General features: G+C 37.4%; 22 protein-coding genes. 6 read left to right on the forward strand and 16 right to left on the reverse strand.

Annotated features, from left to right (window positions below):
• Positions 1 to 21: 21 nt before the first annotated feature.
• Positions 22 to 957: a beta-ketoacyl-ACP synthase III gene (locus RUH95_RS08845; RefSeq protein ID WP_313892499.1), complete on the reverse strand. Its 936-nt coding sequence runs from the start codon at positions 955 to 957 to the stop codon at positions 22 to 24.
• 163 nt (positions 958 to 1120) lie between these two features.
• Here RUH95_RS08845 and RUH95_RS08850 point away from each other — a divergent pair, with 163 nt between their 5' ends.
• Positions 1121 to 1309, forward strand: a complete 189-nt coding sequence (locus RUH95_RS08850; RefSeq protein WP_313892500.1) for a YjzD family protein — start codon at positions 1121 to 1123, stop codon at positions 1307 to 1309.
• Between the two features lie 33 nt (positions 1310 to 1342).
• On the opposite strand, the gene RUH95_RS08855 is transcribed toward RUH95_RS08850, so the two are convergent.
• Positions 1343 to 3469, reverse strand: coding sequence for an ATP-dependent Clp protease ATP-binding subunit (locus RUH95_RS08855; RefSeq protein ID WP_313892501.1), 2127 nt, complete (start codon positions 3467 to 3469; stop codon positions 1343 to 1345).
• Between the two features lie 162 nt (positions 3470 to 3631).
• Between RUH95_RS08855 and RUH95_RS08860 the strand changes: the two genes are divergently transcribed.
• Entirely contained in the window at positions 3632 to 4327 is a 696-nt protein-coding gene (locus RUH95_RS08860) for a Crp/Fnr family transcriptional regulator (RefSeq protein WP_313892502.1), read from the forward strand.
• Positions 4328 to 4702: 375 nt separating this feature from the next.
• Here RUH95_RS08860 and RUH95_RS08865 read toward each other — a convergent pair whose 3' ends face one another.
• From RUH95_RS08865 to RUH95_RS08875, 3 genes are all read right to left on the reverse strand, one after another.
• Positions 4703 to 5119: an ABC transporter permease gene (locus RUH95_RS08865; protein ID WP_313892503.1), complete on the reverse strand. Its 417-nt coding sequence runs from the start codon at positions 5117 to 5119 to the stop codon at positions 4703 to 4705.
• Positions 5120 to 5256: 137 nt separating this feature from the next.
• Positions 5257 to 5577, reverse strand: coding sequence for a metal-sulfur cluster assembly factor (locus tag RUH95_RS08870; protein WP_313892504.1), 321 nt, complete (start codon positions 5575 to 5577; stop codon positions 5257 to 5259).
• 49 nt (positions 5578 to 5626) lie between these two features.
• Positions 5627 to 6385, reverse strand: coding sequence for a prolyl oligopeptidase family serine peptidase (locus RUH95_RS08875; RefSeq protein WP_313892505.1), 759 nt, complete (start codon positions 6383 to 6385; stop codon positions 5627 to 5629).
• Between the two features lie 135 nt (positions 6386 to 6520).
• On the opposite strand from RUH95_RS08875, the gene RUH95_RS08880 reads away from it, so the two are divergent.
• Positions 6521 to 7333: a Cof-type HAD-IIB family hydrolase gene (locus RUH95_RS08880; protein WP_313892506.1), complete on the forward strand. Its 813-nt coding sequence runs from the start codon at positions 6521 to 6523 to the stop codon at positions 7331 to 7333.
• Positions 7334 to 7354: 21 nt separating this feature from the next.
• Complete coding sequence (locus RUH95_RS08885) at positions 7355 to 8203, forward strand: DegV family protein (protein WP_313892507.1); 849 nt, start codon at positions 7355 to 7357, stop codon at positions 8201 to 8203.
• Positions 8204 to 8908: 705 nt separating this feature from the next.
• Here the strand turns inward: RUH95_RS08885 and RUH95_RS08890 are convergent.
• From RUH95_RS08890 to RUH95_RS08930, 9 genes are all read right to left on the reverse strand, one after another.
• Positions 8909 to 10348, reverse strand: coding sequence for an alpha-amylase family glycosyl hydrolase (locus tag RUH95_RS08890; protein ID WP_313892508.1), 1440 nt, complete (start codon positions 10346 to 10348; stop codon positions 8909 to 8911).
• Between the two features lie 158 nt (positions 10349 to 10506).
• Entirely contained in the window at positions 10507 to 10665 is a 159-nt protein-coding gene (locus RUH95_RS08895) for a hypothetical protein (protein WP_313892509.1), read from the reverse strand.
• Positions 10666 to 10731: 66 nt separating this feature from the next.
• Positions 10732 to 11094: a YisL family protein gene (locus RUH95_RS08900; protein ID WP_313892510.1), complete on the reverse strand. Its 363-nt coding sequence runs from the start codon at positions 11092 to 11094 to the stop codon at positions 10732 to 10734.
• Positions 11095 to 11149: 55 nt separating this feature from the next.
• Positions 11150 to 12046, reverse strand: a complete 897-nt coding sequence (locus RUH95_RS08905; protein WP_313892511.1) for a fumarylacetoacetate hydrolase family protein — start codon at positions 12044 to 12046, stop codon at positions 11150 to 11152.
• 74 nt (positions 12047 to 12120) lie between these two features.
• Positions 12121 to 13308 (reverse strand): DUF418 domain-containing protein, encoded by a 1188-nt coding sequence (locus RUH95_RS08910; RefSeq protein ID WP_313892512.1) that lies wholly within the window; start codon positions 13306 to 13308, stop codon positions 12121 to 12123.
• Between the two features lie 12 nt (positions 13309 to 13320).
• Positions 13321 to 17022, reverse strand: a complete 3702-nt coding sequence (addA, locus tag RUH95_RS08915) for a helicase-exonuclease AddAB subunit AddA (RefSeq protein WP_313892689.1) — start codon at positions 17020 to 17022, stop codon at positions 13321 to 13323.
• A gap of 1 nt (position 17023) precedes the next feature.
• On the reverse strand, positions 17024 to 20518 hold the full coding sequence (addB, locus tag RUH95_RS08920; protein ID WP_313892513.1) for a helicase-exonuclease AddAB subunit AddB: 3495 nt from the start codon (positions 20516 to 20518) through the stop codon (positions 17024 to 17026).
• An 80-nt stretch (positions 20519 to 20598) separates the two neighbouring features.
• Positions 20599 to 21150, reverse strand: coding sequence for a signal peptidase I (gene lepB / locus RUH95_RS08925; protein ID WP_313892514.1), 552 nt, complete (start codon positions 21148 to 21150; stop codon positions 20599 to 20601).
• Positions 21143 to 21769, reverse strand: a complete 627-nt coding sequence (locus RUH95_RS08930) for a TVP38/TMEM64 family protein (RefSeq protein ID WP_313892515.1) — start codon at positions 21767 to 21769, stop codon at positions 21143 to 21145. The genes lepB and RUH95_RS08930 overlap by 8 nt, the downstream gene beginning before the upstream one ends.
• 116 nt (positions 21770 to 21885) lie before the next feature.
• On the opposite strand from RUH95_RS08930, the gene RUH95_RS08935 reads away from it, so the two are divergent.
• Together RUH95_RS08935 and RUH95_RS08940 are read left to right on the forward strand one after the other, a co-directional pair.
• Positions 21886 to 22593 carry an AzlC family ABC transporter permease gene (locus RUH95_RS08935; RefSeq protein WP_313892516.1) on the forward strand — a complete coding sequence of 236 codons (708 nt, stop codon included), beginning with the start codon at positions 21886 to 21888 and terminating at the stop codon, positions 22591 to 22593.
• A 4-nt stretch (positions 22594 to 22597) separates the two neighbouring features.
• Positions 22598 to 22906 carry an AzlD domain-containing protein gene (locus RUH95_RS08940; RefSeq protein ID WP_313892517.1) on the forward strand — a complete coding sequence of 103 codons (309 nt, stop codon included), beginning with the start codon at positions 22598 to 22600 and terminating at the stop codon, positions 22904 to 22906.
• Between the two features lie 591 nt (positions 22907 to 23497).
• Here the strand turns inward: RUH95_RS08940 and RUH95_RS08945 are convergent.
• Together RUH95_RS08945 and RUH95_RS08950 are read right to left on the reverse strand one after the other, a co-directional pair.
• Positions 23498 to 23764: a CsbA family protein gene (locus RUH95_RS08945; protein ID WP_313892518.1), complete on the reverse strand. Its 267-nt coding sequence runs from the start codon at positions 23762 to 23764 to the stop codon at positions 23498 to 23500.
• A gap of 9 nt (positions 23765 to 23773) precedes the next feature.
• Complete coding sequence (locus tag RUH95_RS08950; RefSeq protein ID WP_313892519.1) at positions 23774 to 24940, reverse strand: PDZ domain-containing protein; 1167 nt, start codon at positions 24938 to 24940, stop codon at positions 23774 to 23776.
• Positions 24941 to 24990: the final 50 nt, after the last annotated feature.

The raw sequence follows: 24990 nt of genomic DNA on the forward strand, positions 1-24990 counted from the left end.
CATCCCTTCAAAATAAATTAATTATCTTCCCCATTTAAGCGTAATGGCACCCCAAGTTAAACCTCCGCCAAAACCTACCATAACAATGACATCATCGTCTTTCACTTTGCCGTTCATAACTTCTTCTTTCAATGAAAGTGGAATAGAAGCGGACGATGTGTTTCCATACTTATGAATCGTTTTAGACATTTTTTCAATTGGTAATCCTAATCTTTCCCTAGATGCATCCATAATACGAATATTCGCTTGATGCGGGATCAATAAATCGATATCTTCTTTGTTTAAACCTGCCTTTTCAATTACATTAACAGCAGATTCACCCATTTGTCTAACTGCAAATTTAAATACTTCGCGGCCATTCATCGATAGATAAGGTCCATCTTGGTATAAATGCTTACCACCACTTCCGTCAGCACCTAGCTCGAATGATAAAATCCCTCGACCTTCAGATACTTTACTTATAACCGCAGCACCAGCTCCATCTCCAAATAACACAGCTGTATTGCGATCTTCCCAATTCGTTATTTTAGATAGCTTTTCAACTCCCACAACAAGGACATGAGAATAAACATCTGATTCTACAAACTGTTTAGCAGTTACAATACCGTACATAAACCCTGCACAAGCAGCAGATATATCCATTGCAGCAGCATTTGTTGCCCCTAGTTGATGTTGTAACATGGAAGAAACACTTGGGAAAGGATAGTCTGGCGTCACTGTCGCAACTAAGATTAATCCTATTTGCTCTGGTGAAATACCAGCATCTTTTATCGCTTCCTTGGCAGCTTCAAGTGCCAAGTGCGAAGTATCTTGTTCAGGTCCAGCTATTCTTCTTTCTTCTATACCAGTCATCGTTCGAATCCATTCATCGGATGTATCTACTTTTTTTTCAAGATCTTCATTCGTCAAAATTTGCTCTGGTGCATACGTACCTAAACCAATTATTCCAGCATTCATGACAGTTCCTCATTTCTTATAATCTGTTATTAGTATCTGGTAATAATAATAACGAATTTATGAACTTTTTTCAACAACATCGTTTCAATCATTAAATATTCTTTTGAAATATCGACCATTATGGTATGATACATATAGAAATCTAGCCTTGAGGTGAAACGAAATGAAATACATTATGACAATCGTATGGACAGTAATTTTAGTATCTATGCTAAATTATGTAGTAAGCTCTGTAAATAACGTAGATTTTGTACTTAATCACGGTTTAATCATGTCTATACCAGTTGCAATTATGATTTTTATCATCGGTGCAATTATTCCAAACGATCCACTTCCAGCAAAACATCACTAAAAAACGCTCCCGATTTTGGGAGCGTTTTTCTATTTATTTTAAAACGAGATGACCATCTTCAATCGCCGCAATAATCGTACTTCCAGGAAGAACAGTTCCTCCGATAATTAGTTTTGCTACTGCTGTTTCCAAATAGCGCTGCATGAATCGTTTTAATGGTCTTGCACCAAACGCAGCGTCCGTACCTTCTGCAACAATCCACTCAATAACTTCCTCTTCTACTTGTAACGTAATTTCTTGCTCACGCAATCTAGCTTGAAGAAGCTTCACATATTTTTCTGTGATTCTCACAAAATGATGCACTGTTAAGGAATGGAACATAATAATATCGTCCATCCGATTTAGTAATTCTGGTTTGAAATGCTCACGGAGTGCCGTCATGACGAGCGCTTCCTCCACTTCTCCCACAGCCTCCGTAGTATCTGCAAGATACTGTGAACCAATATTAGAAGTTAATATAACAATCGTATTAGCAAAACTCACCATTCTTCCTTGGCTATCTGTAATTCGACCATCGTCCATTATTTGCAAAAGAATATTCGCCACATCTGGATGTGCTTTTTCAATTTCATCCAATAAAACAACCGAATATGGATTCCTTCTTACCGCTTCTGTTAATTGTCCTCCCTCTTCGTATCCAACATAACCAGGAGGTGCACCAACTAAACGAGAAACACTATGCTTTTCCATATACTCGGACATATCTATACGGATAAAATGCTCTTCCGAATCGAATAAATTCGCTGCAAGAGATTTAGCAAGTTCTGTTTTCCCAACACCAGTTGGGCCTAAAAATAAAAATGATCCAATTGGTTTCGACGGATCTTTAATACCAGCTCTTGCTCGCCAAACTGCTTCCGTCACTAATTGAACTGCTTGATCTTGTCCAACTACCCTTTCTCCAAGCGTTTCTTTCAAACGTAAAAGTTTTTCCCTTTCTCCTTCTACAAGCTTCGTTACTGGTATACCAGTCCATCTTGATACAATAGAAGCAATTTCTTCTGCCGTTACTTCTTCTCGTAGTAATCGAGATTCCGAACTTTCATTTTCATGCTGTTCATGTATTTGTAATTCTTTTTCAAGCATTGGAATTTTTCCATGTTGAAGCTCCGCTGCTTTATTTAAATCGTAATTACTTTCTGCATCTTTTAACTCTCTTCGATATCGATCTAACTCTTCTCTTTTTTGCTGAATGAATTGTATCTCTTCTTTTTCTTGTAGCCATTTATTTTTCATTGCGCTTGAGGATTGTTCTAGTTCTTGTAACTCACTTCGCAAATGCTCTAATCTTTTTTTACTTGAAGCATCCTTTTCTTTCATTAATGCTTGTTCTTCGATTTGAAGCTGCATAACTCTTCTCGTTACCTCATCTAATTCTTGTGGCATCGAGTCAATTTCAGTTCGAATCATCGCACAAGCTTCATCCACTAGATCAATCGCTTTATCTGGTAAAAAACGTTCCGTAATATAGCGATTCGAAAGTTCTGCTGCTGCAACTATTGCTCGGTCATGAATACGAACGCCATGATGTAATTCAAAACGTTCCTTCAAGCCGCGTAAAATAGAAACCGTATCTTCCACTGATGGCTCCCGAACGAGCACTTGCTGGAATCGTCTTTCTAATGCCGGGTCTTTTTCAATATACATTCGGTATTCATCCAAAGTAGTGGCACCGATACAATGCAACTCTCCTCGTGCTAGCATCGGTTTTAACATATTTCCTGCATCCATTGCACCATCTGATTTCCCTGCTCCAACAATTGTATGAATTTCATCAATAAATAAAATAATTTGCCCATCACTATCTTTCACTTGTTTCAATACAGCTTTTAATCGTTCCTCAAATTCGCCCCGGTATTTTGCACCAGCAATTAAAGAACTCATATCTAGCTCAAAAATTTCTTTTTCCTTTAATCCCTCTGGAACATCTTTTCGAACAATACGCTGCGCAAGCCCTTCTACTATTGCCGTTTTCCCTACACCAGGTTCACCAATTAACACCGGATTATTTTTTGTTTTTCTTGATAAAATTCGTATGACATCCCGAATTTCTTGATCCCTCCCGATAACAGGGTCCATCTTACCTTCTTTCACAATTGTTACTAAGTTACGCCCGTACATTTCTAAAGGACTTTTTTCTTCCTGTTGATTCATTTGCATATAAATATTCCCCCTAAAAAAAGTTTGACCTTTTTTGACTAATATAATTATAGTTCTTTTCCATATTATTTGTAAAGAAAAATGGATAGTTCTTAATAAACAACATTTATATAGGGTTAATGTGCTATTATTAATTAAAAGATGGAAAGGTTGTGATTTTTTATGGCAGAAAATGCTCCTATTTCTAGTGGTATTTATTCATTGTTTGAACAATTTGGTTCCATTATTAAAATAGAAAAAGACCAACCTATTTTCCTAGAAGGCGAACGTGCTGAAGATGTTTATCTTATTCAATCTGGATCGGTAAGAATTAACAAAGACACGGAAAGCGGTAAATTGCTTACACTTCGAATTGCGGGACCAAATAGTTATATTGGCGAAACAGCCGTTTTTTGCGAAGTAGTTTATCATTCTCTTTCCGCAAATGCTGTCGAACCAACAAAAGTACTAACTTTGAATCGTTCACTACTTGAAAAATATTTAACCTCTGATTCCGAACGTATGATGGAATGGATGAAAGTAATCCAGACACATAATTTAAAAAACCAAACTCGGTTTAGAGATTTATTATTACATGGAAAAAAAGGTGCACTTTTTTCAACTTTAGTGCGATTGTCGAATACATATGGGGTGAGGCAAGAAAATGGCAGCATTTTGATTGATTATCCTTTAACCAATCAAGAGCTAGCAAATTTTTGTGCTACTAGTAGAGAGGTCGTTAATCGCATGTTGAATGATTTAAAGAGTGGACAAATTGTTACTTTCAACAAAAGTATGATTACGATTCATGATTTAAATTATTTGCGTAGAGAAATAGAATGTGACAATTGCCCTTTAACCATTTGCCGAATAGATTAAAAATCTTAGTGATGCAGTTTCTAGCTCACTTCAGGCTTCATACTGGGCTATACAATGAACGGGGAAATTTTAAAAGCTTGTAGTAAGTGGCTGCGCCGCTTACTACAAGCTTTTCTTCGTTCATCGTATGGCAATTATTCAAAATCTTCTTTAGAAATTGCAATTAAAGGGTAGTGACCAATTTGAGTAAAATCTACATCAAAAGGGACACTATAAACCATATAGTAGTTTTCATCATTCGCTACAGAATTTAGATCCTCAATACAACTTCTAGCTTTTTTAAAATCTGTAGTTGCATAAACTACAGCGACACCCCCTACTCCATCTTCTTGTTGTATTAACCTGAGCTTTTGGTTGAATAAGAAAAAGTGACTTTTATTTATCGATAATTACTATTTTTTTCATCTTAAATTTAGAAGAGAAATCAAAGGCTATTAATATTATAAATGTGACAATACAAGGGTAACCAATCAGCACAACTGGATTTATATATTCGACTAAAGTAAACTCCCCCCATTCGAGCCATAAACGCCATCCCATTCCTAAAGCACTAAATATTAAGCTAAGTATAAAAACCAATGATAATCGTTCTTTAAATAACTCTACAAATATATTCGCAACTACAAAATACATCACAAGTGCAATAAAAAAGAAGTACCATTTGAAGCCCTGTAACCCAGGAATTACAAAAGTAAATGTGATACCTGTAAAAAATACAATCGCTAAAACACTATAAATCAAAAAGAATAATGGTTTCTTTTGTACCTGTTCATAAAAGTTTTCCCCTAACATTACTTTAAACCTCCATTTCCCTACTCAATTGCTTTATTTAATAATACTTTTGCAACAGCACTATCCTCAATAAACCCAAAAATTTTCTTTCAAAAAAAAATCCCTATGAAAAAAATTCACAGGGATTTCATGTTTTATTATCGAATGCCAAGTGCAATTTTTGCATAACGTGACATGTTTTCTTTCGACCAAGGTGGATTAAAAACAACATTTACTTCCGTTTCTTTCACTTCTGGAAGCTCGCCAAGCGCTGTTTTTACTTGATCTACAATCATCGGCCCCATTGGACACCCGATAGAAGTAAGCGTCATCGTTACCTCTGCAACCGCTTCTTCCGTCAACTCTACATTATATACTAAACCTAAATTAACAATATCGATACCTAACTCGGGGTCAATAACGTTTTCTAGTGCAGCCATCATACTATCTTTCATTTCTTGATCTTGATCCAAATCCATTTATAAAACCTCCTCTTACTACTAGCCTCATCATAACAAATATGTTCACTTATGCCAAATGGTCTGCCAGCCATTTCGTAGCTGCAAGCAATCCACTTCGATTGACAGCATGTCCTGCCGTTTTATTTGGTATGAACGTAATATTCTTTTCACCATACTCTTTTTTCAATGCTTCTACAAAAAGAGCAGTCGGTTCGAATGGTACGACAAGATCTTTTTTCCCATGCCAGAAAAATAACGGTTTATCGGCAAGTTTGTCCATATGCTCCGTTGCGTCGAATGTCGCCAATGTTGTGTACATATTTTCCCGCTCTTCATTCGTTAACGGTATTTCGAATCCTTTTTGTTCGAACTGGGCAATTTGTGCTTTTGCAAGTTCTACATATGCGGGAGTTCCCATCATCAACGCAGCCGCATCGATCCAAGGATAAACGGTTAAACAGCCTAAAGAAATAATCGCTCCCATCGATGTTCCAGCAAGTGCTATTTTTTGATCACTTAAATAGCCTTTTTCTATTAGAAGTTCTTTCAACTTCCCGACTTCTTCAATAGAAGTTAATATCGTTTCCCAAAATCTTAGGCTCATTTCTACCTTGTCTAAATTTTCATCTCTCGCACCATGTAAATGCGCGTCTGGTAATATTACACGACATCCTTGATGAACTAATTGATAAGCATAATGCAAATTATGCTCCTTTGCACTTTCGAATCCATGCAAAAAAATAACAATCGGTGCATTCGTATTCGTTTCTTCTTTATGTACATGCAATAAAGGGATGTTTCCCCACAACTCTGATTTTACAATCATGCAATGATTTCCTCCCTCTTTTAATATTATTTTAACAAAGCAATTGCATTTTTACAAAAGAGATAGGCTATTGCTTTTGACGTTCAATCGTTTACACGATACACTTTATAATATAGTAAGAAGGGAGTTTTTTTCATGCAACAGCACTTAATTGTATTAGATTTAGATGGAACTTTATTAACCGATGAAAAAGTCATTTCAGATAAAACGAAAAAAACATTATTCCAAGCAAAAAATGCAGGACATGAAGTTATGATTGCGACTGGTAGACCTTATCGTTCTAGTGAAATGTTTTACAAAGAACTAGGATTAAATACGCCAATTGTAAACTTTAATGGAGCATTCGTTCATCATCCTACAGATATGTCATGGGACTCTGTACATACGCCAATAGACTTAAAAGTAGTAAAAGAAGTGGTGGATGCAGTACAAGATTTTTCGATCAAAAACATGCTTGCCGAAGTGTTGGATGATATATACTTACACCATCACGATGAAAAAATGCTTTCTGCCTTTTCTATGGGAAATCCCCATATTACAACTGGAGACTTGCGTACATTTTTGAAAAATGATCCAACTAGTTTACTCATTCACGCTGAAGAAGATTCGATTGCTTCCATCCGAAAGCATTTAGAAGATGTTCATGCGGAAGTAATTGACCATCGCCGTTGGGGAGCTCCTTGGGACGTTATTGAAATTATTCGAAATGGTTTAAATAAAGCTGTTGGAATATCAAAAGTTTCCGAGTATTTAAATATCCCACAAGAACGAATTATTGCTTTCGGAGACGAGGATAACGACTTTGAAATGATTGAATATGCTGGCGTTGGAGTTGCGATGGGTAATGCCATTTCTCCTCTTCAAAATATCGCAAATGAAATAACATTGTCTAATAATGAAGATGGTATTGCAGAGTTCTTAATAGAACGTTTAAAATTAAACAAATAATCAGTACCTAGGAGGACGAAAATGAAATTATTTGCTGATAGTGCTTGTGATCTACCAAAATCTTTTTTTGAAGAGAATAAAGTAGAATTATTGCCTTTAAGAGTGCATATTGAAGACAAAGATTATGATGACATTATGGGAATTCATTCCACAGAGGTTTATGCTGCTATTCGTGATGGCAAACATCCGAAAACTTCCCAAGCTTCACCTGAAAACATGCTCACATTATTTGAAGAGCTTGCAAAATCAGGCGAAGAAGGATTTTATATTGCGTTTTCATCTGCTCTTTCTGGAACGTATAGTACGGCAGTCATGATGAAAGAACAAGTTCTCGAAACATATCCTGAGTTAAAACTGACAATTATAGATTCGCTCTGTGCGTCTCTTGGATACGGTTTACTTGTAAAAGAAGCTGTAAGATTACGAGATGAAGGAATTGACCTTGCAACACTTGAAGAAAAAATTCGATTTAATGCTGAGCATATGGAGCATTTATTTACTGTGGAAGATTTAGACTATATGGCTCGTGGCGGCAGGGTTTCAAAAGCTAGTGCATTTATCGGTGGGTTGCTGAACATTAAGCCACTTCTACACGTGGAAGAAGGCAAGCTTGTGCCGATCGAAAAAATTCGTGGTCGTAAAAAAGTGATCAAACGTATGATTGATGTGATGGCAGAGCGCGGAGATCGTTTAAACGAGCAAGTTATTGCTATTAGCCACGGAGATGATGAAGCAATTGCATTAGAGCTAAAACAATTAATCGAAGAAAAGTTCCAACCAAAATCTATTGAAATTCATCTTATCGGTTCCGCTGTCGGTGCACACGCTGGCCCTGGAACACTGGCATTATTCTTTTTAAATAAATTATAAAATAAACCTGGTAAATACACCTTAGTGACACAGTTTCCGACTCGCTCTAGGCTTCACAATGGGCTATACGATGAACGGTAAAATTTTTAAAGCTTGTTGGAAGTGGCTTCGCCGCTACCAACAAGCTTTTTCTTCGGTTATCTCATGGAAATTTTCCCCTTCCACTCACCAGAAACTTCAGTGCCAAGTAGTTCAGTACTTTTGGGAATAGGAGAAGCAAGTCTCACTCTATATTATTTGATGACCGCCAAAGATACAATTTGGGCGGCTCTCTTTAGGTTTTTAGAATGAGACACTTCTACATTTGGACATAAGGTGGAGAAGTAGATGACAAATTTACTTCATACGAAAATTGTCGGTCTATTTCTAACTAGAAGTGTTGATGAACTTTTTCCTCTTACATGAACGAACTTAAGTAGAAAGAACATGAATACACTCTCATAAGTAAGATGGATGTAGTGAAAAGCTGCGACTCGGGTGGGAAAAGCAGATGTTTTCTGCGACGAGTAACCGCAGGAGCACCGGAAGTGGCTGAATCCGTGCCCACCGAACGCGTCTGCTTGTAACGGAATCCCCCATTCTTATACTCCCTTACTCTCTTCTCTATATGTCCGGTAAACCCTGTGTTCATTGGACATTTTTATATGCTTTCTTATTCTTAAAAAAAAGTAAGTCTTCAAATAAATTATTTGAAGACTTACTTTTTTACTTTTGTTCGCTTTCTTGTCTACGTTGTTTTCCTTTTTTCCATACGATTACTAAAAATATAAGGAATAATAAGTAAGCAATAGCCATAGCTGCAATATACGATGTGTTAAATCCTTTGCGATCCGTTACTTGGTATAGCTCTACAATTTCACGATCCAGTACAAGACGGTAGCTTCCGTCGTCTGAAGGTCGAACAATATCCTGTTCGAAAATACCACGTAGCTCCATATCTTCCCCAACAATATCACTCGATAAGTCGATACGTTGTGTACCGCTCGTATTATTTATAACAACAATAAATGTTTCTTCATCCGTATAACGTTTAAAAACAATATAGCCATCTTCATTTTTCAAAAACTCCATTTTACCGTTTCGCAATGTTTCAGATTTATTTCGAATCGAATTAATATCTTTTATATACTCGATAATATCCTCATCTACTCGGAAATCCATTATTTGATGGCTTTCTGCTGCGTTTTGTCCATTCATTGCAATTTCAGTACCATAAGTCATGTATGGAGTACCTGGCAATGAAAGCAATGTGCCGACTGCTACTTTAATACGAGAAGGTGGAAACATATTTTCCAACGCACTATAATATGTAAATCTTTCCGTAAGCAAATTATCTACCATTAATAATTCATTTTTCGTTTCTAAAATAATATCTGTAGGCAAATCTGTGTTTTTAAAAGCATCTCTAAAATCCACAAGCAATTGCTCGGAATAATGTACATCAAAGTTTGCTTCAGATTCTTCTAATGCAATAACATACATCGGGCTGCGTAATTCTTTTAATTGAGCAATCATACTATCAATAAATGAAACAGGAGCACCATCTAGTTCAGAAAGTTTCACACCATCAATTTCATATTCTTTAGCAAACTGAACGATTACATCTGTTAATGCTTGCTGTGCTTCTGCATTCGTTAAATCCACCTGCATCTTATTGTTATCAGATTTTGTAACCCATTCTTTTTTAGATGTATCCGCAGTCCAAATATGATTTGCACTAAAATTATTCAATGGAAACTCAATCATAATTTTCAAATCATTTTTATGTGCTGCTTTAATAAGATTTTCGAATTCTTCTTCTGTTCCAAAATGTTTTTCTAATTGGGTAAAGTCCAGAATACGCTTTCCATCATATGATTCTGTTGCAAATACTGGTCCTAATGAAATTGTTGTGAATCCCATATCTTTAATATGAGCCATTTTTTCAACAACACCTAAAAAGTCTCCTCCTGCAAATGCACTAGGATTTTTTGTGTCTACATTAAAATCATTGGACACCGTTTGATTGAAGTAACGATCCACATATAATTCATAAATACTTTCGTTATGTATAGAAGCTTCTGCTTCAGCGTTTGTAATTGTAGTCCCTGTAAACCATAAACTGCTCACTAGCAAGCTAGAAACAATCATTTTTTTTAAGCGCACAAAAAGTCCTCCTTAGTTGAGCATATCAAGGTAATTCTATCAAAGCTTTGTTTCAATCGCTATCCTTTATACTTAAAAGAGGAAAAAACATCTAATAATTAGTCTATTATGTGACTATATTAGTTGAAAATAAATAAAAGCCACCATTCTGGCGGCGTCTATCTTTCCTCATCTTTATGTATAAACTTATTTTGAAGCTCCGACAAATCAGAACTGACAAGAGATTGTTCTTTCTGCTGTCTTGAAATAACAAAAGAAGCGACAACAAATACAATCATCAATACAAAAACAAAAACAAGCAATGATATACCCAACATTTGCCACTCACTCCCCAATTCTTAAAAAGAAAAAGCTGTCACATTCGTGATAGCTTTTTCTAATTACTATGCTAAAAAGTTAATATTCATTGGTAATTTGAAACCTAGGAAAAGAGTAACTAAAAAGAAAACAAAGAATAATACAAGAAACATTGTATAAGGCTTTCCTTTTTGTTTTTTCACTAAAGTCATTTCCATCATACCAATAACAAAAATTCCTGCTATAAACTTCATACCATAAAGCATACCTTGACCAAAATCCATCCCTTTAATGAATAATGCAACTCCTGTTACAATAATCAAAAGGTAATCTAAACGTAGAATCATATGAACTACTTTTGGTTTGGCAATTGCAAGTGCTACAACAAATAGGATAAGTGCAAGTACCCAAGTCGTAATGTGTAAATGTGGCGATGCTAAAAATTCCATTTTTTTCACCTCGATAGTTTATTAACATTTATATCTTACCATCAAATGAAAAATATTACTCGAATTTGCTCACTAAAGTACCAATACCCTCGATAGAAACTTTCACAACATCCCCTGCTTTTAAAAATTTCGGAGGATTAAATCCATTTCCAACACCAGCTGGAGTACCTGTTAAAATAACATCTCCCGGCTCTAACGTAACCGATTTAGAAATTTCAGCAATAATTTGCTCTACTGAAAAAATCATATCGGAAGTTTTCCCATTTTGGCGAATTTCATCATTTACTTTTGTGACGATCGACAATTCCTGTGGATTCGGAAGCTCATCTTTTGTCACGATATATGGTCCAAGTGGACATGATCCTTCTAAACTTTTACCTAAGTAAAATTGCTGATGCTTCTTTTGTAAATCTCGAGCAGTTAGGTCATTTGCAATTGTATAGCCGAATACATAATCATACGCTAGTTTCGAAGGAATATTTTTCCCCCTTTTACTAATAACGATTGCAAGTTCTCCTTCATAGTCATATGAAGATGTTACATCTGCATGAACTGAAATTGTTTGCTCATCTGCTGAGATTGCTGTTGGTGATTTCGTAAATACAACAAAATCACTTGCTACACCGCCCATTTCTTTTGCATGGTCAGCATAGTTTTTTCCAACAGCCATTATATTTTTCGGAGTTCGAGGAATTGGTGATAACCATTCGATTTCCGTAAATGAACGTTTAAATGTATTTGCATTTTCACTTTTCGAAGCAGCATCTACTAGCTTTCGAATTTGTTCAATAAAGTCTATTCCTAAAGTAACACCTTCTACAATTGTATCAGGGAAACTAGGTAAAATTTGGAGAGTCTCTTGTATGCTTAATACATCCCATACAGCTTCTTCTTTTTTCACTTTTGGTCCGAAGTAAATTTTATCATTTAAACAGTATGATAATAGTTTCATTATGACGACACTCCCTCAAATAGTTTTTACTATTACCCTAGTGTATTACATATTAACTTCTTTTTCATCCTTTTTCATCCTTTTTCATCCTTTTTCAGCGAAATATTCGAATAAGTCAGTTTTCTCCACAAACTCTCTACTGGGCCTTGTTTAAACTTCATAAACCACACTTCTGCAAACACAATTTGCAGCACGTAAATCCCAATAGCCATCCATGTTCCCGTTCTTATATCGATCTGTCCGTATAAGCCAAATCCATATGCGTAAAAAATAGTTGTCGCAATAATCGACTGCATTAAATAGATCGTCATCGACATTCTACCTGCTTTTGCAATTGGCGATAACAGTTTTTGCATAAATGGAATCGTACAAATGAGTGCAATGATTCCCGCATAGGCAATTGCTTGAAGCGGTCCACCGAATGTATCTTGCACAGAAGCTGTCAATGCATTCGCTTCCGTTAAAAACGGCAGCCATTTGATCGCAGTACCAGCTGCTAATGTAATAATGATTGTAATAATCCAAAACAATTTTAACTCTCGAGCTCGTTCAATTAACTTCAATTTTGCTGCTGCAGCCCCAACTAATAGAAACGGGACGATCATAAATAAAATCGTTAATATAATTGCTCCGTACTGTGTCATATATAGCCAGTCATCGAGTCTTTGCCAAAAAACATCGACCCATGAACCTTGTGAATACGCAATAATCGACGCTTCGATTTTTTGAATGGCTGTATAAATAACAACACTATTTGGATCAATCTTTGCCATTAAATACACAAGTCCATTTAAAAAGCCCATTGGAACTATAAACAAAATTGCACTTATTAATAGCAACCAAACTGGTTTTAAACGCATCATCAGGATTAACACTAAACCTGCTAACGCATACGTAATTAAAATATCACCTGACCAAATAAGGAACGCATGAATACATCCAATAACTAACAAAATTAAAAGCCTTCGGACAGCTAGCTTTGTAAAAGAAGCTCCCTTTTCTTGCGTTTTCATAAATTGCATTGCAAGCCCGTATCCAAACAACATTGAAAATAGTGGATACACACTTCCTTGTACGAAAATATCAATCCACTTAAACACTTCAAAATCACCTGGAATTTGGAACCAAGTATACGGATTAATATAAATATACGGCGTGTGAAAAAATAGCATGTTCACGACAAAAATACCTAAAAGAGCAAAACCCCTCATCACATCTATTGCAATTATTCGTTCCTTCAGTTCTGTTGGCTGAATCCTCAATCTAATTTCCCCCTATACTAGAACGGTTTTATCCGCATCAAATAAATAAAGTACTTTTTCCTTAATATCAACTTGCATAATTGCTTCGATTGCTTGAGCATAAAGCGTTAGCTGTGTACCGTAGCGATTCGTCATTTCTTTTTGCAACAATGCTTCATTGGCTAAAAAGCTTTGCACACGGTCAGTTTTATAATCGAGCAGTACCCACTTTCCGTCTTCCTCTAAAAATAGACAGTCGACTACCCCTTGAATAATTTGGCTATCGCCGTCTTTATCTTGCAATGCATACGTAAACGGAAATTCTCGCATTACTTCTTTCGCAGCTTTTAAGCGTGCGGCAATATCCGAATGGAAAAAGCGAACCATTTTATCTGCTTGAATCGCGTGCTGCTCCACAGCTGTTAAAATTTCTCGTGCTGTTAGCGTTACTGCAAATTGTTTCACTTGTTCTTCCGTTTTAACTTCATGCAAATCGACATGCTGCATAAAAGCATGTACTGCTGTCCCAGCTTCTGCCCCCGTTAAAGCAGTTTCCTGCTGTAAGAAAAACGGTCTTTTAGCAATGCGTTTAGAATGCCCTAGACTTTTATCTGCTTGGAAATAATCTTGTTCCTCTTTTTCCATAAGCTGCTGTATTTTCTTTATTTCACTAACGGATTGCTTCGAACGTTTTCGTGTGGAAGATTCGAATGGATACGCCGTATCAAAACGATTTTTCACTTCTGACAGAAGGTTTTCATTTTCAACTGTTATTAATGTATCCAACGCTACTTTTTCTTTCGCTTCCTGCTGTGTAGGTAATTTCAATTCATCGATACTTTTCGCAACGAGCTTCCATTTCGAAGCATCTTCTACCAAATTCGCTTCAACAACATCTGCTAGCTGCTTGTAATCGGCATGTCTCGCAATTGCTGGGCCAATCCAATCTATATAGCCTTTTGCTTTTGCTCGAACATAATCTGGTAGCATTTCATCACTTAATAATGACTGTGCATCCTGCCATTTCACAAGTGTTTTCGCTAAGTCTTTGACAGAAGCGATTAAAAATAACCGCTCTTTCGCACGTGTCATCGCAACGTACAGGACACGCATCTCTTCCGCTTTTAACTCCATTTGCTTTTTCTCTTTCATCGATAAAAACGGCAAAGAAGTAAAAGAAATTCGTTTATCAGGGTCAATTGCTTTCACGGCTAAGCCAAATGTTTGGTCAAATAAATACGGTTCATTAAAATCCATTTGGTTAAATGGTCTACCCATTCCTCCCAAAAACACGACCGGAAATTCCAATCCTTTCGATGAATGAATCGTCATTAATCGAACAACATTTTCTTTTTCACTAATCGAACGTGCCGCACCTAAATCATCCCCGCGTTTACGCATTCGATCGATAAATCGTAAGAAACGAAATAATCCTCGGAAAGATGTCTTTTCATAATCAATCGCACGGTCATGCAGCACGCGTAAATTCGCCTGGCGCTGCTTTCCGTTCGGCATAGATCCAACCATTTCATAATAATTCGTATCCAAATATATTCGCCAAATAAGATCCGCCAGTGATCCTCTTCTACTTAAATTACGCCAGTTTTCAAAATGCAATAAAAACCGCTGTAATTTCTCTGCTGTTTCAGATGAAATACCCGCCCCACCAGATGATACAAACATTTTTAATGCTTCGTAAAAAGGCTCTTTCGGTGCAGATAAGCGAATAAGTGCTAGCTCTGATTCTGTTAGACCAACAAAAGGAGCTCTCAGTACAGAAGCAAGCGATATATCTTGGTAAGGATTATCAATCGTTCGAAGTGTATGTAACATAATAAGCACTTCAATTGCATCAAAATACCCTTTAGAAAGCTCTGCATAAAGCGGAATTCCCGCTTCTTTAAATTGATCTGTCACTTCTCCAGACCAAGTCATTGAGCGCATTAAAATGACCATATCGCTATATTGAACAGGACGACTAGCTTTTTTCCACGGATCGTAAACTGTTGTTCCCGACTCCATCATTTCATTGATTTTCGCAATAATATATCTAGCTTCTGCTTGTGATTTTTTTAACTCTTCTTCTATCGATACAGCTATCTCTTCCTGCTCATCTTCCGGTACGCCTGCGCTGCCGTCTTCCACTTCATATAAAATCGCAAGCTCAGCTGCTACTTCGGCTTCATCGTATGGTGCTCGAGGTTTTAAGGAAGCTGCATCATCATAAACAATTTCCCCTACTTTTTCTCCCATTACTTGTGTGAAAATATAGTTAGTGGCGTGAAGTACTTCTTCTCTACTTCGGAAGTTTGCGTTTAAATCAATTTTTACACCTGCATCCATCGGTAAATCATTAAATGCAAGATATTTCCCTAAAAACAGCATTGGCTCCGCTAAACGGAATCGGTAAATTGACTGCTTCACATCCCCTACCATGAACATATTCCCAGTTCGTTCATCTCCATTTTTCACCAATTGCAAAATCGTTTCTTGCAGACGATTTGTATCTTGATACTCATCTACTAAAACTTCCTTGAATCGCATTTTATACTCTTTCGCTATGTCTGATGCAACAAGCTCGCCATCTTCTTGTCGCTCCGTTAATATTTCAAGCGCATAATGCTCTAAATCTGAAAAATCGACTACCCCTTTTTCATTTTTCGCTTTCGAATATTGCTCTCCGTACGTAATCGCAAGCTCTACTAAAGTTTGCAGCTGTGGAGCCATCAATCTCATTTCTTCTAGCAATCTTTCAGGCGTTCTTGTGAAATAATTTTCTTTCACTTCGTTCACAATTTTTTTCACTTTATTTCGTTTATCTGCTGCTTGTTTTTTTAACGCATCATCACAACTGTCTTTTTTGATCGACGAAGCTTTCCCCCATGAAAAAGCCTGAAAATAATAAAACACATTTTGCCATGATTCCATTTTCATCAACCGAATTGCTTCTTGAATCAACACTTGATCGTTCATCGCTGTTTCTGCTAATGGAGCAGGTCCGTTTGGTAACATAGCAAGTCTACGAACTTCTTCCGTAATAGCAATCGCTTCTTCTAAATGATGAACGATTGCACGCTTCAACGGCTCGATAAAAGAAAGCTCATCAATCGTTATTCCCTCTTTTAATGTGTATGCATTCGGAATGGCACGTAACCATTTATTCGGCTCTGGATGGACGCGTGCATACGTATATAATTTATCAATCATCGTTTCGATTGATTGATCATCTCGGTCAGATGTGAAGCTATCCGATAGTCGATACATCGCTTCTGGACTATCCGAGCGGTACGCTTCTTCTAATACATCTGCTAAAATATCATCCCGCATTAAAGCGGCTTCGGTTTCATTCGCAATGCGAAAGCCAGGATCAATCGATAGCATATAAGAATATTGCCTTACAATATTTAAACAAAATGAGTGCAATGTCGAAATTTGCGCTTTATTTAATAAGCTAAGTTGCTTACGTAAATGATTAGACGATGGATCGTTCTCGATTGCTTTTTCCAAAGCTTCTCCCATTCGATGACGCATTTCTGCTGCGGAAGCATTCGTAAATGTAACGACGAGCAATTCATCGACATTAATCGGATTTTCCTTTGCAATCACTTTTTGAATGAGCCGCTCGATTAACACGGCCGTTTTACCCGAACCTGCAGCAGCAGAGACAAGTACGTCCGAGCCAGTTGCCCAAATCGCTTTCCATTGTTCTGGCGTCCATGTTAAGCCATCCGGCATTTTAGGAATCTCCACGTTCACTCATCTCCTTTCGAATTTTATCCGTTACAATATCTGGATGCTCTGTTTTCAATAAACGCACCGGTTGCTCCGGATCTTGCGCATCAAATTGGCAAACACTTCGATATGAACAATACGTACAAGGCATTTTATCTTTTAAACGGTACGGATATACCCTTGTATCTCCTGCATTCATCCCATTTCCAGCTAGCTCATGTCTTTTACGAACGAATGATTGGAGCAGTTGCATATTTTTTTGATCCACAACTTTTGAAGACGATTTCGACAAATTCCCATCTTTGTTCATGCGAACAGGAATCACTTTTGAAAAACCATCGATTTGTTCATCCATTTCCGTAATCACTTCAGCATTATCGATTAATAAACCGTTCATTTTATACGATTTATAAATAGCATCCTCTAATTCCATTTCTTCCATCTCTTTTTTCGTTTGAATAAAAGGATTATGAAGATGAACATATAACACGCCCGCTGGCTCCGCTTCTTCTTGCAGCCAAATTGCAGCATTTTGAGACGCAACATCTAAATACGTCAGCATTTGAAGCGATAAACCATAATACACTTCGTTCAAATCAATGCCTTTTTTAGACGATTTATAATCAACGATTCGAACAAACATATTGCCATTTACATTCGCTGCATCCACACGGTCAATTCGACCACGCAGCTGCATTATTCTGTTATGCTTTAATGGAATTTCTAATGCTGGAAGCTGCTCCCCTGGTCCAAACCCTGCTTCAATTGCAATCGGAACAAAACCGGAAACTTTCGAATGCTTACTTAATGCGATTAAAGTCGATGCAACGATTTGCTCTAGCTTGCGCTGAATATATCGGTATCGATTTGTACTCAATAAAAGCTGATGCACAAAAACTGGCACAATATAATCGACCGCTTGTTTAGCAAGCTCCACACATTGCGCTCTTGAAAGCTGTGCCCACGTAATATTTAATCGAGCTGTTTCATCTGCAATCCATTTCAAAGCAGCATGAAATAAATCCCCCATTGCCGGAGCCTCTAAACGATATTCCGCACGTTCTTCCAGCTTTAAACCGTAAGAAGCAAAATGGGCAAACGGACAGCTATAGTATTTTTCAACTCGTGAAACACTGGAAATAATCGTTTCTCCGTATAAAGCAGTCGTTACTTGCTGAGACAGTTTTTCGGTTTTATTGCCATATGTTAATGGTTTCACGACTCGATCTAAAAGCTTCGACCAATACGGATCATCTACATAATATTGATAGACGGATTGCCAAACAGCCGGTAGCTTACCAGTATCCAACGCTTCTCGCAGCTGTCGAACGACAAAAGGAAGCGTTGTGCGCGGGTGACTAATTGTGGATAAAATATTCGCTTCTTCCGTCAATTCGCTAGGGTCCATAGCCGCTAGTTGCACATGTGCATGCTCGACCATTTGCTGTAGCTTCTTCACATACATTGACGGAAGCAATGCCTTTCCTTCGCTATCAGACATTGGATAAGACACGAACAAATAATCAGAAGCGGCAGTGAATGCTTTATAAATCAAATAATTTTCATCTAGTAAACGCATTTTCGATGTCGGAGCCAGCTCAAATCCTATTTGCGTAAACCACTCCCGCTCTGTATCTGACAGCAGCCCTTCATGGTCCATTCGTTTCGGATAAACACCATCAATAACCCCTACTACAAAAACAGCTTTCATCTTCGACAGCCTAGCAATATCCACACTACCAACAATTACTTGATCGACCGTTGGTGGAATTCGAGAAAATTCGAGTTGGTCATATCCTTCATCTAAAATTTTCGCCGCTTCATCCAATGTCATTTCTTTATCTCCAAACATTAAAACGAATTGATCTAACACATTGATCCATTCATTCCATGCTTGATCATGCTCAGAAGCTTCCAACAATAGCCCCTTTTCTTCTTCCTCTTGCTTCATCTGCTGCAATTTTTCATACACATCTAACTTTTCAATCACCGTAAATAATGCCGTTGCAATTTCCATACCCGTCGCATTTTCACGCAATTGCTCCGAAAACGCTTTTAAAGGAGTTACGACAATATCCCGCATCGCATGAATATCCGCTTGCACACTTAACTCTTCATCCGTCTGTACTTTCGAATAAAATTCAAGACCACGGTACTTCTTATATATCCAACGCTTGTCATCGAACCATCTATCCCCGTATATCCCAAACGACAGAACAAAGTTTTCTAAACTATCTGCTCGCTCTCTCCAATTATTTTTCGGCGCTCTCACTGGGAAAAACAAATCCGTTTTAATCGCTCGAAACATTGGCTCATACTTCCAATCCGAACGGATAATCTCCATAATAGAACGGCTTAACTCGATTAACGGATGATGCAACATCGGCTTTTTCTGGCTAATAAAAACAGGAATGTCATACTGTGCAAACGTCGTTTCAATTAGTCCTTCATAATTGTCAGCATCTCGATGCAAAATCGCAATTTCTTTATACAGAACGTTTTTTTGCTGCATAAGCGTGCGTATATTACGAGCAACCGCATGTACTTCTGCTCGTCGATTGGCCGCCTCAATTACTTGAAAATGCCCTTCCGTCTCGATAGAAGTTGGTGGTAGCTGATCGAAATTACGTTCAATATGCGCAAGCTCTTTATTGTTAAAACGCTTTTGCTCTACTAAATGAGTCGTTTCTTCCACTTCTACATTTTCTGCCTGAGCTAATTCTAATAATCTGGTTCCTGTATTAGCGGGCTGATGAAATAACGACTGCTCGTCGGCTGCCTCTGCAAAGGACTCCATTGGAAGTGAAATCGTTAAGCGCTTCACTTTTTTCATAAGTGCCTGAATAATTTCTAACTCTCTTGATGTAAAAGAAGTAAATCCATCTATATACATATCCGAGGTTGCAAGCAGTGTAGAATCTTGAATATTCGTCGCAAGTAAAGATAAATACCCTTCCCCGTCAATATAACTCGTACCTAAACGCTGCTCCATCAACTCTAGCATCATAAGTAAATCCGAAGATTTGTCCAGCAATGTTTTCGGAGCTTGCACATTCGTTAAATCATTTAATGCATTCGACATTGACTGATGATCCAAACAATATCGATTAAATTCTTTTAAAAGAACTTCAATTTGATCTGTAAATCCTCGCTTCGTTGCCGCTCGCTTGAATAATTTAAATTGATCTTTATTTTCCTCCAATAAACTTCGAATTAGCATCCGATAACCGAAACCACTAATTTCCTCTTTCGCAATCCCGCCCGTTTCTTGCAGCACACGCCATGCCAAACGTTTAAAAGTCGTCACCTGCGCCCGTATTAATCCATTCAATCCAGACTCAGCAGCAAGATTATACTCTGCGGAGAAAGACATTTGGTCAGGCACAATATAAAATATCGGATCTCCTAATCGAGACGCTTGCAATGTGTCAATGATTTCCTGCTGAATAAAAGACGTCTTCCCAGTTCCAGAACGTCCCATAACGATTCTTAACGACAAATTAGTTCACCACTTTCTAAAAAAAAAATCCGAATAATTCCTTTCCTCTATTGTACAAAATATACAGTAGAGTAGGAAACTTATTCGGAATCAAATTGCATTTTCGCCTCTCGTATTGGCCAATACTTTGCTTTTACTTCCCCAACAACATCTTTTTTGTCAATGAAGGAAAAATATCGGCTATCCATACTAGCTAGCCGATTATCTCCTAATACAAAAAATTTATTCGGTGGAACGGTTTTATTGCCAGTGAGTTCAAATAACTCAAAGTCCTCCGTGAAATTTTCTTCTGGATGTTGAAAAGCAGCGTAAGAAGTGAGAAATTTCTCCATTACTTTTTTATCATTAACATAAAGTGTATCGTTTTCATACACAATCTTATCTCCAGGTACACCGATAATACGCTTTACGTAATCTTCATTATCCTCTCCATGAAAAATAACGATATCCATTCGTTCTATTTTAGATAATTTACTGACAGCCACTCTATCTCGATCTTGTAATGTCGGCATCATAGAATTGCCTACCACTTCGTAATTCGTCATGATAAATGTCCGAAAAACAATAACGATTATGATACCGACTAGCATTGCACCTATCCATTCTATTATTTCCTTTGCTGTATTACTCAATTTTGCTCTCCTCTTTGCTGCTACTTTTAAATTCTGCCTCTACCTTTTTATCGAGTCTTTTTTCCACATGTTTACCAACATACCAAAGAATACAAATAATAATTACAACGATGGCAGTTCGTATTGGTTGAGTGACGAGTGCCTTGATATCAGATCCGATAAAGCTAATGACTAAAATCATAATCAGTTTACCAAATGCAACCGTCCATAAATACGTCTTTTTTTTCATATTGGACAAGCCTGCAACAATATTCACAAGTGCTGATGGAGTAAACGGAAAACAAATGAGTAAAAAAAGTGGTCCAAAACCATTTCTCTCTACCCATAATATTAATTTTTGTATCTTTTCATGCCTTGTAATAAAACCTAAAACACGAGCTCGTCCATATTTTCGAATGACTAAAAATACTGTATACGCACCGATAACTGAACCTAACCAAGAAAGTAAAAATCCAAATAACACTCCATATGCAGTAACATTTGCTACGATAAAAACGATGAGTGGCAGAAAAGGTAGAAAAGCCTCGATAAACGGTAGAAGGATACCAATTAACGGCCCGAGTGCGCGATAATCTTGTGCTAAATTTGTTAATGTCTCAATTGAAAACCAGCTTGGCATGGTACTCTCCTCCACAATATGTATGTATATTCACACTATTCCCTTATTTCATGTACATAAAACTTTATAATTATAGTATAATTTGTGCACTATGTCATTTTAGGTGGTGAATACATTTGAATAATAATTCATTTTTTCAAGGAATAAAAGCCGGAACTAGTATTGCGATAGGATACTTTCCCGTTGCGCTGACTTTTGGTTTATTAGCCAAAACATCCGGCTTGTCGATTATTGAAGCAACTGCGATGAGTATGTTTGTTTATGCAGGAGCAGCACAGTACATTTCCTTAACATTAATTGCAAAAAGCGTTGATCCTATTTTAATCGTTTTAAATACATTTGTCGTCAACATTCGTCACTTCTTAATGACGGCTGCACTGAACGAAAAGATGCAGAGTGAAAAAAGATGGGTGAAGGGAATTTATGCATTCGGTATTACGGATGAATCCTTTTCTGTCTTAGCAACACAAAAAGAAGATAAAATTCGTACCCCCTTCGCATTTGGAGTTGCATTCATCGCTTATGCCAGCTGGGTCATTTTCACCGCCGTAGGTCATGTAATAGGCGCAAACCTGCCTGCTTTTTTACAGGCGGCAATGTCGATCGCTTTGTATGCCATGTTCGTCGGACTGCTTGTCCCGTCTATGCGGGGCAATCGAAAAGTAGTTATGCTAGCTCTTATTGCAGCTGTTATTAATGGATTTTTTTATTGGACAGACTTATTATCGACAGGTTGGGCAATTTTAGTCGCTACGTTGGCATCTTCTATTTTGGTAGAAATTATTTATGCTAAGCGTGATCGAAATTTGCCGAAAGGAGCATAGAAAAATGGGCGCATGGTATTGGTGGATGTTATTGGGTATGGCATTAGTTACGTACATTCCAAGGGCTTTCCCACTCACTTTTTTAGAAGGTAAAGAGCTACCTTCAGTAATTTCTGGCGTGTTACGAAATATCCCATTTGCCGTTTTAGGTGCATTAATATTCCCTGCTATTTTATATGTGCAAGCAGGCAATTTATTGTTCGGCATTATTGGCACAATTTCTGCTTTTACACTGGCGATTATTTCGTCTAATGTAATGGTCGTAGTATTAGGCACAATCGCAATACTCGCTGGCTATAGTTTGTTGTTTTGATACATAGGATTTGTTTTTTTAGTGAAAAAGTAAAATACTTTATCGACGTAGTTTCCGACTCACTCCTGGCTTAACATTCGCCCATACGATAAATAGTAAAATTTTAAAGCTTGTTGAAGGCGGCTACACCACTTCCAACAAGCTTTTTCTTCGGTCATACTATGGCAAATGTTCTCCTTCCGTTCGCCAAAAACTTCAGAGCTAAGTAGTTAAGTACTTTTGACAATTGAAGAAGCAAATTCATTCTATCTAGTAAGCAGACCGCCAAAGATACAATTTTGGCGGTACTTTGCAGTTTTTAGAAAGAGATACTTCTACATTTGGACAGAAAATGGAAAAACAGATGGATAATTCAGCTCATTTGAGTCGAAAGAATATAAATACACTCTCATAAGCAGAATGGATGTAGTGAAAAGCCAGCCGGCGAATCGGGCGGAAAAAGCGCGAGCTGAAAGCCCCGCAGGAAAGACACTGGCCGAACTCTATTTGGCCAGTATCTTTGCGACGACGAGGAGATTGAAGCCGTGCCCGCTGAAAGCGTCCGGCTTGTAACAAAATCCACTATTATATACTTTCTTCAAAAAATCCGCCTCAATGAGAGACGGATTTTTTGTTACCTTTTTTATTTCGTGCTCCCATTTGAACTGCATACCAAAACCCAGCAGTCAAAGAAGCAGCATCCAATAGATAAATCCACCATCTATGCGTATAACCTGCATACACCGACGCTGCAAACAATGCAACCGTCAACACAAGCGCCACATAACGATTAAACGTAATACGCGTAAACAACACAACAAGCAACGCTGGAGCAAAAACAGCCAATATTACTTGCGTGGATAAAGATAATGTTTCCATAGGCCCTCCTTATCTCACTAACAGTAAGCCTAAGCGATAATGATCATGTCGAAACAAAACATGCTGACGTAAACGAAGCTCTCCGTTAAAATCCAAAACTTCTAAACGGCAATGTGCCGCATTTATTTGAACAGCTTCATAAAGCTCCTGCTCCGTCATCACTTTTTGTCCATTTACTTTCACAATTTGTTCCCCAATTTGTAAGCCCATTTTTTCAGCCGGAGAATCCGCTAAAACTCCTGCTATCATAACACCTGTTGATTGCGGAGACACAGCAAATCCACCTGCAGTTTCTTTTTTGTATTCCACTAATGAGATCAAAAACCTTCCTAAAACACCTAACATAATGGCAACAGCACCTATTACTGGCATAACATATCCCGCTACTGCAAAAACCGTTACAACAAATCCTAATTGCCAAACTTTTCTTCCATACGCCGGGAAAAATTTCGCCGCAAGTGTTCTTCTGCTTTTTTGTCGGTAGCCAATAACAAATGGAAAAACGACTAAAGAAAACGTAGACTCACCTATTGAAAACTGTGGCCAGTATGGAATATACGCTGTAATAGTATCTCCAGGAATAACTAACAAAATTGGTAACATCCATAAACGTTTTGTTATGTATTCAACCGATTCAATTCCTCTAGATGCCTTTACTAAAGAAGGGGAAACAGTAGAAAAACCATGTTTCTGTATAAGAATTCCTTCTACGATCAATAACAAGCCTGCCAAAATCGCAATCGTAGTAAACCCTTCATTCCACATATTAAGTCCTGTGAATTCCAAAGAAAAAAGAGTAAATGACCAATCGTTTATATACATAACAAAGAGAACTCCAGCCCCTAATGCCATTGCGTAAATAGCAGAACCTAATTGATACTGAAATAAAACAATAAATAAAATCATCCAAGCACTATAAAAAAACAACCATGGAGTTGGAACAACTAGTCCAACAGCGACACTTATAACCGAAATAATAATTGCTAGTACATAGCCTTCCAATAACCGTTTTGTTTCAGTCCATCCCCATAAAACCCTCGTTCGGAAATGTTTTCTCTCTCTTTTCACTCGAACATATCCTAATAACACTGAGAAAAGAAGCGTAATATATACTGCTGGATGAAGGAAAAATCGTCCTATTCCTTTAGCCAATTCTATTAAAATTTCTTCTATCATACGCAGCCCCCTCACTTGCAACTATCATTCTATTATTGTAACAAATGAGG

The sequence above is a fragment of the Psychrobacillus sp. genome (genome assembly GCF_032154225.1).
Classification (GTDB): Bacteria; Bacillota; Bacilli; order Bacillales_A; family Planococcaceae; genus Psychrobacillus.